A 14131-nucleotide genomic window follows, 5' to 3' on the forward strand; every position below is an offset into this window, starting at 1 on the left:
TTTACGGTTGCCCCGAAGCCTGCCGCTCGTACGCGACGACCCGGGTGCTGAGCATGCTCAATCGGAGGTTGTTGACCAGCGTGAAGGCGACCAGGCAGCCGGCGACGAGCCCGATCGTGCCGTAGCCGGGGCGGTCATGAGTCAGCGAGCCCACGGTGGCGAGCCCGCCGATGACGACGACGATCCAGCCAAACCGCAGCCCGGCCGCGATGCCCTCAGTGCCTCCGTGCCGCACCAGCTGCCCGCACCGGAGAAACTGGATGCCGAGCAGCGTAGGTATCCCGGCGAGGAAGCAGCCGATGACCATCACGGTGGCGATCGATCCGCCGCTGCTGCCGTTGTCGTGCGGGATCCGATAGGCGAAGACGAGGATCGCGACGGCCGCGAGGAACCACAGCACGCTGTAGGCCATAACGAGCACGGCGACGCTGCGGAAATTGCGCCGTATCGCGGGATCCGCCATCGCCGGTGAGCGCCGGAAATCTGTTGACGTCCAGTTCGCGATCACATGACGGACCAGCAGGCCCGCCGGCACTCCGGCGAAAACGAGTCCGACGACGAACAGCGGAAGTCCCGCCCGTACGTCACCGTCCACGAGGTTGCCCAGCCCGATCGCGAGCGTCAGCACACCCGCGGCGACGACGAACCGCAGAAGCCGGAGACTCACGCGGCCCTCCAGTCACACTCGAAAGCCCCTATGACCGGCTGTCGGCTTTGCACCAAGCCCATTCGAGTCATCCTCGGGTCCTGGCCACCTCGGCCGCCACGGCGCGGAACGCGACGATGGCCTCTTCCTGGTCAACAGCGCTTCCCGCGATGGACGACTTGACGATGACGACGCCCTGCTGGGGTGAGACGTAGATGTACTGGCCGCCGAGCCCGACCGCCATGAAATCTCCGCCGTCGCCGCCGAGCCACCAGTGCAGGCCATAGTTCGGGTTGACCGAGGACGGTTTGGTGGACGCCTTCACCCAGGAGGCCGGTACGACCTGGTGGCCCTTCGCCTTGCCGCCGTGCAGGTAGAGCAGGCCGAAGCGGGCGAAGTCGCGGTCGGTGGCGTAGTAGCAGCAGTAGCCCAGGCTGTCGCCGTGCGAGTCGTTGCCGACGGTCGCCGTGGACTCCATGCCGGCGGGCTGCCAGATCTTGCGCTCGACGTAGTCGTAGTACGGCATTCCAGTGGTCTTGGTGACGAGCCGGGCCAGGACGAAGGAGTTCATGCTGGTGTACTCGAACCGGCTGCCCGGCTCCCAGCCACGCTTCTGAAGGGCGGCCATCTTGCTGATCGAGTAGCCCTTGTTGGCCGCGGCCATCAGGCGTGGCGCGTCGGTGGCCTCGTTCCAGTCGATGCCGGACGACATGTGCAGCAGGTCGCGAATGGACACCTCGGCATAGCCGGAGTCCTTCAGCTCGGGCAGATATTTGTCCACGGAGTCGTCGATCGATCCGATGTGCTTCTCTTTGAGCGCGATGCCGACGGCGGTCGCGGTGAACGACTTGGCCATCGACCAGGACTGGAAGCGGGTGTCACGGTTCGCGCCGGTGTAGCGCTCCGCGACGACGTCCTGGCCGTCCAGGGCGAGGAAGCCGTTGGTTTTCGTACGGGTGAGGAAGTCGTCCAAGGTGCGCTCTTCGCCCTGGTAGGTGTAGGTCACCGAGAGTTCTCTGAGGGCGGTACGCAGCTTGACCGGGTGCGCCGATGGCTGCATGACATCAGTGGTCTCGGCCAAGGCCGCGGCCGGCATGAACAGCGTGACCGCAGCCGCGACCGCGACCGCGTAATGGATGATGCGCATGTCATCTCCTCCGAAGGATGAGTTCGGAGGGATGGTGACGTGCTTTTCTGGCATTTCTCTGGCAAGGGCCGAGCTATTCCAGCCAGGACCGCCCGGATCGCGGGACTTCCCGCTCGGTCAGGGGCAGGCGCACCTCGGCTCGCGTACCAGCACCCTCAAGGGAGGCGCCCAACCAGGCGGTGCCACCGTGCAGGGCCGCCTGCTGCCGTACCAACGTGAGACCGAGCCCCGACCCGGGGCTGCCAGGGCGTCGGTGGAAGCGGACGAACACCGCCTCGCGGCACTCGGGCTCGATCCCCGGACCCGTGTCCTGGACGGCGAGGACGATCTCATCCCCACGCTCCAGAGTGACCGTGATAGCGCTGCGACCGGACGCGTCCGTACCGTGCACGGCGGCATTGTCTAGGAGGTTGTCGGCGACCAGGCGCAAGCCCTCCGCCCAGCCGCGCACCCGTACGGCGTCCGGCACGCGAGCGATGATCGTGGCATGCGGGTGCCGGCGCCGGGCGTCCTCGATCGCGTCGTTGACGATACCGGCCAGGTCGGTCTCGGCGAAGGCGGAGGCGTCGAGCAGCTCGCCGCGCGCGAGCCGGCGCAGCATGGTGATGAGCCGCTGGAGGCGGCCGTGTTCGGCGGCCAGGTCGGCGACGGTCTCGGCGCGATCCGCCGGATCCAGCCCGGGGTGGTCCAGCAGGGTGAGGTTGGTGCCCATGCTGGTGAGCGGGGTACGCAGCTCGTGCGCGGCGGTGGCCGCGAACGCGCGCGCGGTCTCCAGGGCCTCGCCGGTACGGGCCACGGCCGCGTCGCGCCGGTCGAGGAGGTCGTTCAGGAGGCGGGCCAGCTCGTCGATCTCGGTGACGCCGGCCGTGGTCGCCAGTCGCGTACCGGAAGAGGAGGGGGCGTCGATCGCACGTGCCTGCCCGCCCAGCCTCGACAGCGGCCGCACCGCGAACCTGCCGAGTACGAGCCCCGCGACCACGCCCACACCGACCGCGACCAACGTGACCGAGCCCAGCCGGTTACGCAGGGCGGCGATCTGGCCGGCGAGGCGCTCATCCGGCTCGAACAGGATCAGTCGCGCCCTCCCCCGCGGCCCCAGCTCGGCGGCGACGAATCGCCACTGCCGATCCCCCTCGACGTAGTCGCCGGGACCGGCACCGGCCGGAAGCGTGCCGGGCACGTCCCCGATGACCAGCGGTTTCTCGTCACCCACCACCACCGTCGCCCCGCCCTGGCCGGTGGCCGCGGCCAGCAGTCGCCGCTGCAGGAAGTCGGGCGGCACGGCACGCAGCACATCGGTTCGCCACGCGTACGTTCTCGCCATCGGGGCCAGTGTCCGCAGCCGGGCCGCGAGCTGATCATCTCGCTGGGTGCGCAAATCCTGTGAGACGAGCATCAGCACGACCAGCCCGGCCAGCGCCACCAGCAGCGGGACGGCAACGGCCAGGCAGAGCGCGAAGCGCGTGGACAGCTTCATGGCTCTCGTAGCACGAACCCGACGCCGCGTACGGTGTGCAGCATGCGCGGCTCACCGCCCGCCTCCAGCTTGCGCCGCAAGTAGCCGACGAACGTGTCCACCGCGTTGTCGCTCACCTCGAAGTCGTAGCCCCAGACCCGCTCCAGCAGCACAGCACGGGTCAGCACGATCCCGGCGTTCCGCGCCAGCACCTCCAGCAGGTCGAACTCGCGCCGCGTCATCTCGACCGGGCGGCCGCGCAACGTGACCACACGGGCGTCCGGCTCGATGACCAGCGGCCCGATGCGTACCGTCGTGCCCGTGGCGCGCCCGGCACGGCGGAGTAGGGCGCGCAGGCGCAACACCAGCTCACCCAGGTCGAACGGCTTGATCACGTAATCGTCGGCACCCGCCGCCAGCCCCGCCTTGCGGTCGGCCACCTCGTCCATCGCCGACAACATCAGCACCGGCACCTGCGACCCGGCCTCCCGTAATCGACCGCACACCTCGATGCCCGACATTCCCGGCATGGACACGTCCAGGACAATGGCATCGGGCTGCCCGGCCGCCCGCTCCAACGCCTGCCGCCCCGACTCGGCGGTGTCCACGACAAAGCCCTCCAGCCGCAACCCGCGCCGCAGCGAACGCAGGATGGCCTGATCGTCGTCCACAGCCAGGATCCGGTACGCGGTCACCGCCGCAGACTACAGATGTTGCCCCGCCGGGGTCGTCCCGGCGGGGTGGGGTGGTTAGAAGTACGGGGTCCAGCCGGGGCCCATCTCGATGGCACTCGAGAAGTTGTTGCTGCCCTTGCCGTTCCAGAGGTAGAGCGTGCCGGTGCCTTCACGGACGGAAGCGATGTCGGTGTTTCCGTCCTTGTTGACGTCGCCCAGCGTCATCAGGGTGCTGTCGAAGGGCTCCCAGCCAGGACCGATCTCGATCGCGCTGGAGAAGTGGTTATCGCCCTTGCCGTTCCAGATGGTCAGCTTGCTGCCATCCCGGACCGCCGCCAGATCGCCGATGCCATCACCGTTGAAGTCACCGCCGATCGGCTTGCTGTAAGCAGTCCAGCCAGGACCGATCTCGATGGCACTCGAGAAGTTGTTGCTGCCCTTGCCGTTCCAGATGTAGAGCGTGCCGGTGCCCTCACGGACGGCGCCGATGTCGGCATGACCATCACCGTTCACGTCGCCCAGCGACATCAGGGTGCTGTCGTACGGCTCCCAGCCGGGACCGATCTCGATGGCGCTGGAGAAGTGGTTATCGCCCTTGCCATTCCAGATGGTCAGCTTGCTGCCATCCCGGACCGCCGCCAGGTCACTAATACCGTCGTCGTTGAAGTCACCGGCGATGGGCTTGCTGTAAGCGCCCCAGCCGGGACCGATCTCGGTGGCGGAGTTGAAGTTGTTCGAGCCCTTACCGTTCCAGACGGTCAGCGTTCCGGTAGCGGCCGAGAAGATGTCCCCCACCCCATCGGCGTTGAAATCCCCGCCATACGAACTCCGCGGCTGCCAGAGGGCATCGACGATCTTCTGTGCGTCTCCGGCCTGGGGCTGGTAGCGGGACGGGTAGGCCGAGACCTGTACCGCCTGGCAGACCTCGCCGATCGGCGCTGTCATCCAGGAGTTGTTCGGGTACTCCCTGACCATTTTGTCGAGGAAGGCATTGGTGGCCCAGATCGGATTGAGTCGCTCCTGGACGCTGCCCCACGACGCACGCTGCTGGAACAGACCGAGACTGTCGTGGTCGACCGTCTCGCTGACGTTCTGGATGGTCGACTCCACGATCGCGGTGGTGACCGCGATGACCGCCGCTCTGGGATCCATGCCGCGGTCGTGGACGGCCTTGACGATCATGCGGGCGCACGAAACCCGGTACGCCGTCATGTAGCCCTTCATCGTGGCGGTCAAGACGCCGTTCAGCTGTGTGGCCAGGGCCGCGTCCGTGCTGGTCGTGCCGTTGGAGTCGCATGCGGCGGTGGCGTAGGAGGCGGTCACTCGGCCGGTAGGTGGTCCGGCCGGATCGTCCTGGGCGTACCCCGAGGGGGATAAGGCGACGATCGCGAAGATGGCCAGCGCTGCCGTCGTCGTGTGGCGGGCGAATGTTCTCGACACTGTCTGACGCTCCAAATCGTGGGAATGCCCCCGCCGGGCCGTCCCGGCGGGGTGGGGCGGTTAGAAGTACGGGGTCCAGCCGGGGCCCATCTCGATGGCACTCGAGAAGTTGTTGCTGCCCTTGCCGTTCCAGAGGTAGAGAGTGCCGGTGCCTTCACGGACGGAAGCGATGTCGGTGTTTCCGTCCTTGTTGACGTCGCCCAGCGTCATCAGGGTGCTGTCGAAGGGCTCCCAGCCAGGACCGATCTCGATCGCGCTGGAGAAGTTGTTGTCGCCCTTGCCGTTCCAGATGGTCAGCTTGCTGCCGTCCCTGACCGCCGCCAGATCGCCGATGCCATCACCGTTGAAGTCACCGCCGATGGGCTTGCTGTAAGCAGTCCAGCCAGGGCCGATCTCGATGGCACTCGAGAAGTTGTTGCTGCCCTTACCGTTCCAGATGTAGAGCGTGCCGGTGCCCTCACGGACGGCGCCGATATCGGCATGACCATCACCGTTCACGTCGCCCAGCGACATCAGGGTGCTGTCGTACGGCTCCCAACCGGGACCGATCTCGATCGCATTGGAGAAGTGGTTATCGCCCTTGCCATTCCAGATGGTCAGCTTGCTGCCATCCCGGACCGCCGCCAGGTCACTAATACCGTCGTCGTTGAAGTCACCAGCGATGGGCTTACTGAAAGCGCCCCAACCGGGACCGATCTCGGTGGCCGAACCGAAGTTGTTCGACCCCTTACCACTCCAGACGGTCAACGTACCGGTAGCGGCCGAGAAGATATCCCCCACCCCATCGGCGTTGAAATCTCCGCCGTCTTGGTTCGAGGGACCGCTGTTGGCCTCGACCGGGGCGCTGTAGCCGACGATGTCGCTGCTCGACCGGGAGTGCGAGTTGGCCTTGGTCCGGTCGCCGCTGTTGCCCTCGATCGTGTAGATCGTGCTCCCGTCGACGCTCTTCACGATGCCGACGTGGTCGATGTCACCGTTCTGCTCCCAGTCGAAGACGACGGCGTCGCCCGGCTGCGGGGTGTAGCCGCTGCCTCTGGTGTGCCAGGTCCCGTACTTGGTCCCGTAGTCCTTGAACGAGCTGGCCCACCCCGTGAGCACACCACCCTCTAACTCAGGGACGTCGGCGTGGGGCACGCCGGCCTTGCGCCAGACGTACTTGGCGAAGTCCGCGCACCAGTTGCTGTCGCGCCACTGCACGCCATCGCTGCTGGGGCAGCCGGCGGAGTCCTTCCACGTACGGAAGACACCGGTGTAGTAGTTGCACCCGCTGCCCATGGGACTCTCATGATCTCGGCTGCTGTTGTTCAGCTCGTCCTGGGCGGCGGAGACGATCGCGGACCTGCTCACCGCGAAGGCCGGGGCGGCCATGACAGCGGTGAGGCCGGTGGCCATGATCGCCATGGAGGCCAGACCCGCTGCGAGCCGCCGGCCTGTTATATGGATTTCACCCATCGTGATCCTCATCTCATGGATTTGTTTTTTTGCGGATGTGCTTCGGTGATTAATTTGGGCATGCTTCCGCCTCCGCCGAACTCCTTTGGAAGTTCGGCGACGATCCGATTAATAAATTCCCTTCCTGCCGCTTGCGGCGCATCCGCATTAACCGACCTGGCGCAGCCACCCTAGGCGAACGGCATTTCATCTCGTTATCGCAGGGAAATTTCCGGCGCTAATCGGCAGAACAAATGACGTTGGGCGCCTAGATCGCGGACGGATAGGGCAGCTTCAACCCCGCCGCTGACAGGTCATGGAAATCGGCGTACTCCCGAGCGTGCAGGGCGAGCAGGCTGGGCAGGCGATAGCGGAACAGGCCGTCCGGCCGCCGCCCCCACGTCTCGAGCAGCGCGGCGTCCGCGAGCTGCTCCATGAGGTTCTCCGCGCTCGACAGGTCGATGTTCATGAGCGCCGCGCCACTCCAGACGTCCAGCTCCGGGGTGTCCCAGAGCGAGAGCCGGCGATACAGGGCGGCGGCATCCGGTCCCAGGCCGCTGTAGCCGCGGTCGAAGCTGTCGCGGATCCCGGGCGGCCCGCCGTGGCTCAGCTCGTCGAGCCGGTGCAGCGGGTCGCGCAGCCTGGCCAGCAGATGGGAGACGCTCCAGTGCGCCTTCGCGGTGAGCCGCGCCGCGGCCGCGGACACGGCCAGGGGCAGGTTGTCGCAGTACCTGACCACTTTCCTGGCGGCGGCGGGCTCCCACCGTACGCGGTGATCGGCGACGAGCGCGTCGAGGAGTTCGACGGCCGAGCGGGTGTCCAGCGCGTCCAGCCGCAGGCGTACCCGGGCCGGGCTCGATTGGTTGTACGAGCTGGTCGCGAGCACGCTGCAGGTCCCGGACGCGGGGATCAGCCGTTGAAGGCGGCGCAGGTCCCGCACTCCCCTGAGCACGACCAGCACCCGCCGTCCGGCGACCGACCGCTGGAACAGCTCGGCCCGCCCCCGCGGGTCCGCCGGGATCTCGTTCTCCGGTGTCTTCAGGGCGCGCAGGAACCGGGCGAGCATGGCCGAGACAGACTCCTCGCCGTCTCCTGTCCGGGTGAGGTCGGCGAAGAGCCTTCCGTCGGGGAACGACTGCGCCACTCGGTGAGCCCAGCGAATCGCCAAGGCACTCTTTCCCACCCCCGGTCCCCCGGTGATGAGCCCGACGGCGGCCGACCCTACGTCGGGGCCACCCTCCAGCAGAGCATCGAGGCTCGCAAGCTCCTCCTCCCGGGAGACGAAGGACGGCACATCCGCAGGCAGCCGCGCCTCGCCGGAGCCGGCGGGAAGGTCGGTGTTAAGGGAGACCGATGCCGTGGAGGTCGACGCTGTGGAGGTCGGCAGGAGCGAGGGATCCTCGCGCAGCATGGCGGCGTGCAGCTCCTGGAGCTCCTTGCCCGGTTCCAGCCCCAGCTCGTCGACGGAGTTCTGGCGAGCCTGGCGGAACAGTCCCAGGGCCTCGGAGCGGCGGCCCAGCCGGTAGTTGGCGAGCATCAGGATCGCTCGGGCGTGCTCGCGTAGCGGCTGCTCCTGCACGAGCCCGGACAGCTCGGACACGATCTCGCTGTACCTCTCCAGCTCCAGCTGGAGCTCGGCGTACTGCTCGTACGCGTTGAGCCACTGCTGCTCCAGCAGGCTCGCCTCCTCCTGAAGCCGCGAACTGGAGGTGTCAGCGAACGGAGTCCCCCGCCACAGACTGAGCGCCTCCCTGAGCAGAGAGGCAGCCTCGGCCGTCCGCTGGTCCTGGGCGAGATGCCGAGCAGACTCCACCCGGGCCGCGAACTCGACCGCGTCGATGCGGTGGTCCCCGGACACGAGCATGTAGCCGGGAGCCGCGGTCACGATGACGTCCTCGTGGCAGCCCGCCTCCTGGAACACCTTGCGGAGACCGGCGACGCAGATGGCGATCTGGTTGCGGCACGTGGTCGGCGGCGTACCGCTCCACACGGCCTCGACGAGCCGGTCGACCGAGACAACCCGGTCGGGAGTGAGCAGCAGCACGGCCAGGACGGTCCGCCGGCGGAGCCCGGTGATGGTGAAGCGGGCGTTGTTCGCGATGACCTCAAGCGGGCCGAGTATGTGAAAACCGAGTGACGAGGCCACGACTTAGCGGTCTCCGTCGTCGTGGGCCGAGGCGGCCTGACCACCGCTCCGCGAGGGAGCCCGCCCTCCTTCCCCGTATCGCAACCATTCCGCCGCCGCGCGCGGCATTTCGGCCATCAATTCCGTTTTCTCCTGTGACAAGCCTTCGATCCCTTCTCGCGATAGCGAAGCTCCCTGAGCCTGGTGAGCAGAAGTGATGGCACCGTGCGGGCGCTGTGGCGACCGCAGGTTGGGCATGGTCAGCCCGACGTATAGCTCCGTCGGCAGGCACACTCGGGCGTGATCGGCGGCGTCGCAGCAGCGGCGGGAGAGTGTGCGGATGTGACGGGGACGGTGGCTGTGGCCGGCTTCGATGCGATCACGCGCGGCAGCGTGACAGTCATTTCTGGCAATTCCCTGGCAAAGAGCCGGGGAATGAGAACTGCGAAGCTTGGATGCAGGCGACGCGACGATCTCAGTACAGTGTGGGAGTGGCAGGTGAGCAGCTGAGTGCTCGGGTGGACAGCTGGATCTGGTCGGTGCGGCTGACCAGAACCCGATCGATCGCGTCCGACGCCTGCCGGGGCGGTCACGTCCGGATCAACGGAGTACGGGTCAAGCCCGCGCACGTCGTCCGGGTCGGCGACGAGGTCCGACTGCGGCACGAGGGCCACGAACGCATAGTGGTCGTCTCCCGGATCATCACCAAGCGCGTCGGCGCCCCCGTGGCCGCCGAGTGCTACATCGACAAGAGCCCTCCGCCCCCTCCGCGCGAAGAGATCGTCACGGTGGCCGTACGAGCTCGTGGCGCGGGCCGTCCCACCAAACGCGAACGCCGCAGCATCGACAAGCTGCTCGGACGCCCGATGGCGGAGGGGCGGGGCGCCGGGCTCGACCCGGAGTGAACGGGCATACCGCATCGAACAAGGGGCGGTTTCTCCTCCACCGGATCCGCGCGGATACCCGTGACGCCCTGCCGCGCAGGGCTCGGTCCACTCGTTACCTTCTGGCGCCCGCGCCCGTCATAGGAGCGACGGCCGTGTACGCCCACGGTCGTCGGACCAACAACGAGATCGGAGATCAGGGTGCTGACGAACATCATGTACGTGACGGTCAACGTCACCGATCAGGACCGCGCGCTGAAGTTCTACACCGAAGGGCTCGGCCTGGAAAAGCGCATCGACTACCCCGGCCCGGAAGGCCGCTTCCTCACCGTGGGCGTTGGCGACAGTCCGATCGAGATCATCCTCTGGTCGCCCGCGCCGACCGCGGGACAGCCGGTCGAGACGCGGCCGGGCGCCCCCGGTCCGCTCATCCTCGAGTCGGACGACCTGAGGAAGGATTTCGAGGTGTTTCGCCGGCGAGGCGTAACATTCGATCAGCCCGAACCGGAGGACTATCCGTTCGGCGTTCGCATCGAGGCGGTGGATCCGGACGGCAACCAGATCTCGCTCCGCCAGCGGCGCCGCCCAAACCGTGCCGATGGCTGACCGACCGTAGACCATGCGACGATCCAGGCCCGTCATAACCCATGATCCGAGGAAAACCACCGATGACTGACACCAGCCGGACGGACCTGCTGGCTGAGGCGTTCGAGGCCCAGCGCGACCGGCTGAGCGCGGTCGCCTACCGCGTGCTCGGATCGCACGCCGACGCCGAGGACGTGGTCCAGGAGGCCTGGATGCGCCTCGCCCGCCAGGACGCGGCGACCATCGAGAACCTGGCGGGCTGGCTGACCACGGTGGTCGGCCGGATCAGCCTGGACGTCCTGCGGTCCCGCCGCGAGGCGTCCTACGGAGACGGGTTGTCCGAGCTCGTGATCACGGTCGACGACAGTGCTGAGCCCGAGGAAACCGTGGCGCTCGCCGACTCGGTCGGGCTCGCACTGCTCGTCGTCCTGGACTCACTTGGGCCCAGCGAGCGACTGGCGTTCGTGCTGCACGACCTGTTCGCGGTGCCGTTCGCCGAGATCGGTCAGATCCTCGGCAAGTCTGCCGACGCCACCAAGATGATCGCCAGCCGCGCCCGCAGGAAGGTACAGGCAACCGAACGGACGACGATCGTCCGACGAGAACAACGACAGGTCATCAAAGCCTTCCGCGCGGCCGCGATGGGCGGCGATTTCGAGGCGCTGCTCCGCGTGCTCGACCCGGACGTGAAACTGACGGTCGACACTCCGAACGGGGTGGTCGTCACCCTCGGCGCCACCGCGGTCGCCACCGGCGCGCGGACGGTCTCCGGCGCTGTCGCACGACATCAAGCGGTGCTCGTCAACGGCCTTCCCGGGTACGTCTCGTGGCGCGAGGACGGAACCCCGCTCTCCATCGTCTCGTTCACGGTCGCCGACGATCGGATTGCCGCCATCGCGATCGTGGCCGATCCCGCCAAGCTCGCATCGATGCACTTCGCCGCTGCCGGCGAAACTCACGCGTAGAACCAGCGATCTGCCAAATCTCAAACGAGACTCCGCTGCGAACGTCCTCGCCGACGCCCGCACCCCGGGGGAACATTACGTCGCCCCCACACTCGTACTCGGCCCGTCCTCTTAATTGCTGCGCGGAGGGGCTCAGGTGGGCAGCAAGGCCAGCAGGGCGACGGGGAAGTTCGTGAAGTCGTCGGGGCGGATGGCCCGCAGGACGGTCGCCGCGAGCACCGGGTCGCGCTGGATCATGAGGATGGCGGTATCGGGCTGGCTGAAGAACTGCACGGTCATGGACAGCAGTTCGGTGTCACCCGAGGTATAGAGCTTGGCGGCATAATACTTTCCGCTTCTCTGCTGTTCTTTCTTCGTGTAGTACGCCTCGAACGCCGGCATGGTGCTGACGTCGAAGGCGGGTTCAGGTTTACTTGCATTGGGATAGATATTGACGAGCTGCGTGCCGTTCATTCGCATTCTGATAATCAGGTGCAGGCGCAGCCATTCGACCGCGGGAAGGTAGAACTCGACCTGGTGCCCGATCTCGTGCACCACCGTCAAGACGTCGTCCATCACCGAAAGGCGTACCTTGTTACCCACCCGTGCGGTGTTTGACCGGAACTGCGTCACCCGGCTACCGAGCCAGAACATGCCAGGCTCGACGGTGTCCTCGGTGACCTCGATGTTCGACACGTGCTTCGCGGGGGGCCTGCGCGACGGCTGCACCAGGGCGGCGTAGATGATCATGCCTGTTGGCGCGTTCTTGTAGAACTGCTCGACGTACCTGCTGAAGTGCTTCTGGGCTTTGCACGCGTTGGTGACCACGATGCTGGGCAGGGCGCCGCTCTCGGCGCCGAAGCCGACGGAGAGCTTGCCCGTATACATGGCCTGAACCACCGGGAGGGCCTCCAGGGCCTGAACCAGCGCGGCGCTCTCGTTCTGGGTGGGATCGTTGGGCACGTGCACCGCCTGGAGAATCTGGTCGGCGGCCTCCACCAAGGGGTCCTTGACCGAGCCAACGGCGTGGTGCTGGATGAGGAGCTTCAGGTCGGCGGGGACGTCCGCGTTCAGGTAGAGCCGCCGCTCGCACGCGACGACGTACGTGTCGATGCGAGCGCGTACTGCCACGCCCACCCGCGCGACCTCATGCTCGTTGGCGGCGACGTTGTTGGCCGACGCGTAGGTGTTGGTCGCCTTGAAGGTGACCATGGACGCGTAGGACAGGACCGAGGACCTGGCGGCCATGAGCGAGCACTCGTGCATCGCCGCGTCGATGTGATTGTTCAGTACGCCCAGCGCGGGCGCGCCGAGATTGGCGAGCTGGGGATCCGGAACCGCCGCGAGGAAATCCGTGACCGCGCCGTTGCACACCATGTCCTGCGTGATGCCGGCCTCCTTGACGTGGTTCTCCAGACGCGTCAGCAGCAGCTCGAAGGGGACCGGTGCGGCCGCGCCGGGGTCGCGGTTCGTCTTGGAACGGTCTCCGCGCATGCCGCTGTCGGGGGACGGTTGGGCGGGAATCATGGCGGGCCCCTTTCGGGAGAGACGCGGTGGCGAATTGCCGGATCCACGCCGAATTGGGGACGGTATTCAGCAGAAAGGATGGCTTTTGAAGCGTAAGCCGGGCACGTCCTCCCGGCAATTGCCCACCGCCATGTGTCCACATGAGGACACTCAACCAAAAGTCACACTTGACAACGCCATAGAACCTGATGGCCCCGATAATATGATTTACCGGAAAATCCACGCTACTGATCCGCCGACACCGGCACACTGTCGTTCTACCGGCGTTGGTCAGCCGCCGGCGCGCCGGTCCAGGTGGGCGGTGACGTCACGCAGTGCCGGGGCGAGCCGCTCGAATTGGTCCACGCCGACCGAGAAGTCGGTACCGATCGGCTGCATGAGCGTCACGTGATCCGCGCCGGCGGCCAGGTGTTCGCGTACCTTGGCGGCGATGTCGGCAGGGTCGCCGTGGGCGATGATCGCGTCCACCACCCGGTCGCTCACCTCGGCGATCTCCTGGTCCGAGTAGCCGAACCGGGCCAGGGCGGCCGCGTACCAGGTCTGGCGGAGGCTGCCCGACACCCACTCCCGTGCGATCGCCCGCGCCCGGTCGCGGTCGCCGCCCGGGACCACGGAGAGCCCGATGACCAGCAATTTGTCCGGGCCAAGCACCTGACGCACCTGCGCGGTGAACTCGGGAGGCCCTCCGGCGGGCAGTGCCCCATCGGCGATCTCGCCGGCCAACGCGAGCATCTTCGGGCCGTTCGCGGCGATGATCCGCGGATAGGCCACGTCGGGTGCGGGTGGCGAGGTCGGGCTGTCCATCCGCTCGCGATAGTCGCGCATCGTGGCCAGCGGGCTGCCGAATTCCCGACCGGTGTCGGCCGCCTGCTGCGGATATCCGACCCCCAGCCCGAGCACGAACCGGCCGGGATATGCCTGGGCCAGCACGGCCGCCGCGCCATGCATGGTCTGCGGTGACCGGGCCCAGATGTTGGCGATGCCGGTGCCGAACACCATCCGCCGCGTGGCGGCCAGCAGCACTGCCAGCTGTACGAGGGCGTCCTTTCCGCCGACGACCTCGTTGGTCCAGACGGCGTGGTAGCCGGCGCGTTCCAGCCGCTCGACGGCCTCGCGCTGCAGGTCGATGGACAGGGCGCTGGTGAACGAGACCGGCAGCGTCAAGCCGACCGGCCCCAACGCCTGGCGGGCCGCGTCGACCACAGTGGTGGTCCTCATGAGAATGCTCCTTGGGCTGCTCAACTGGCGTCCTCAGCTTGGGACCGCAGCCCA

Annotated in this window: 12 protein-coding genes; 3 read left to right on the plus strand and 9 right to left on the minus strand. The window is 67.2% G+C overall.

What is annotated here, in order from left to right; translation table 11 throughout:
* Position 1: 1 nt before the first annotated feature.
* The 7 genes from ACGFJ2_RS50985 to ACGFJ2_RS51015 form a co-directional block, all read right to left on the minus strand.
* The gene (locus tag ACGFJ2_RS50985; RefSeq protein WP_393481103.1) at positions 2–667 is read right to left on the minus strand and encodes a hypothetical protein; all 666 of its coding nucleotides are present in this window, start codon (positions 665–667) and stop codon (positions 2–4) included.
* A 67-nt stretch (positions 668–734) separates the two neighbouring features.
* A complete protein-coding gene (locus ACGFJ2_RS50990) occupies positions 735–1793 on the minus strand; it encodes a serine hydrolase domain-containing protein (RefSeq protein WP_393481105.1) in 1059 nt (352 codons plus the stop codon).
* A gap of 73 nt (positions 1794–1866) precedes the next feature.
* Positions 1867–3270 carry a sensor histidine kinase gene (locus ACGFJ2_RS50995; protein ID WP_393481108.1) on the minus strand — a complete coding sequence of 468 codons (1404 nt, stop codon included), beginning with the start codon at positions 3268–3270 and terminating at the stop codon, positions 1867–1869.
* Positions 3267–3944 (minus strand): response regulator transcription factor, encoded by a 678-nt coding sequence (locus ACGFJ2_RS51000; RefSeq protein WP_357943523.1) that lies wholly within the window; start codon positions 3942–3944, stop codon positions 3267–3269. The genes ACGFJ2_RS50995 and ACGFJ2_RS51000 overlap by 4 nt, the downstream gene beginning before the upstream one ends.
* Before the next feature lie 54 nt (positions 3945–3998).
* Positions 3999–5363 (minus strand): FG-GAP repeat domain-containing protein, encoded by a 1365-nt coding sequence (locus ACGFJ2_RS51005; RefSeq protein WP_393481111.1) that lies wholly within the window; start codon positions 5361–5363, stop codon positions 3999–4001.
* A 60-nt stretch (positions 5364–5423) separates the two neighbouring features.
* On the minus strand, positions 5424–6815 hold the full coding sequence (locus tag ACGFJ2_RS51010; protein WP_393481114.1) for an FG-GAP-like repeat-containing protein: 1392 nt from the start codon (positions 6813–6815) through the stop codon (positions 5424–5426).
* A gap of 247 nt (positions 6816–7062) precedes the next feature.
* Positions 7063–8940, minus strand: a complete 1878-nt coding sequence (locus tag ACGFJ2_RS51015) for a BTAD domain-containing putative transcriptional regulator (protein WP_393481116.1) — start codon at positions 8938–8940, stop codon at positions 7063–7065.
* A gap of 470 nt (positions 8941–9410) precedes the next feature.
* Between ACGFJ2_RS51015 and ACGFJ2_RS51020 the strand changes: the two genes are divergently transcribed.
* The 3 genes from ACGFJ2_RS51020 (at position 9411) to ACGFJ2_RS51030 (ending at position 11353) form a co-directional block, all read left to right on the plus strand.
* On the plus strand, positions 9411–9824 hold the full coding sequence (locus tag ACGFJ2_RS51020; protein WP_393481119.1) for an RNA-binding S4 domain-containing protein: 414 nt from the start codon (positions 9411–9413) through the stop codon (positions 9822–9824).
* Between the two features lie 180 nt (positions 9825–10004).
* On the plus strand, positions 10005–10409 hold the full coding sequence (locus ACGFJ2_RS51025; RefSeq protein ID WP_393481121.1) for a VOC family protein: 405 nt from the start codon (positions 10005–10007) through the stop codon (positions 10407–10409).
* A 62-nt stretch (positions 10410–10471) separates the two neighbouring features.
* Positions 10472–11353, plus strand: coding sequence for a sigma-70 family RNA polymerase sigma factor (locus ACGFJ2_RS51030; RefSeq protein WP_393481123.1), 882 nt, complete (start codon positions 10472–10474; stop codon positions 11351–11353).
* A 132-nt stretch (positions 11354–11485) separates the two neighbouring features.
* On the opposite strand, the gene ACGFJ2_RS51035 is transcribed toward ACGFJ2_RS51030, so the two are convergent.
* Positions 11486–12859, minus strand: a complete 1374-nt coding sequence (locus tag ACGFJ2_RS51035; protein WP_393481126.1) for a hypothetical protein — start codon at positions 12857–12859, stop codon at positions 11486–11488.
* A gap of 270 nt (positions 12860–13129) precedes the next feature.
* Positions 13130–14077 (minus strand): TIGR03620 family F420-dependent LLM class oxidoreductase, encoded by a 948-nt coding sequence (locus ACGFJ2_RS51040; RefSeq protein WP_393481128.1) that lies wholly within the window; start codon positions 14075–14077, stop codon positions 13130–13132.
* Positions 14078–14131 lie beyond the last annotated feature (54 nt).

This window comes from Nonomuraea sp. NPDC049028 (genome assembly GCF_043197735.1).
GTDB lineage: Bacteria > Actinomycetota > Actinomycetes > Streptosporangiales > Streptosporangiaceae > Nonomuraea.

Excerpts from the sequence above, each read along its gene's own strand:
- ACGFJ2_RS50990 (WP_393481105.1), bottom strand. The coding sequence starts at position 1,793 with ATGCGCATCATCCATTACGCGGTCGCGGTCGCGGCTGCGGTCACGCTG.
- ACGFJ2_RS50995 (WP_393481108.1), bottom strand. The coding sequence starts at position 3,270 with ATGAAGCTGTCCACGCGCTTCGCGCTCTGCCTGGCCGTTGCCGTCCCG.
- ACGFJ2_RS51010 (WP_393481114.1), bottom strand. The coding sequence starts at position 6,815 with ATGGGTGAAATCCATATAACAGGCCGGCGGCTCGCAGCGGGTCTGGCC.
- ACGFJ2_RS51030 (WP_393481123.1), top strand. The coding sequence starts at position 10,472 with ATGACTGACACCAGCCGGACGGACCTGCTGGCTGAGGCGTTCGAGGCC.
- ACGFJ2_RS51035 (WP_393481126.1), bottom strand. The coding sequence starts at position 12,859 with ATGATTCCCGCCCAACCGTCCCCCGACAGCGGCATGCGCGGAGACCGT.
- ACGFJ2_RS51040 (WP_393481128.1), bottom strand. The coding sequence starts at position 14,077 with ATGAGGACCACCACTGTGGTCGACGCGGCCCGCCAGGCGTTGGGGCCG.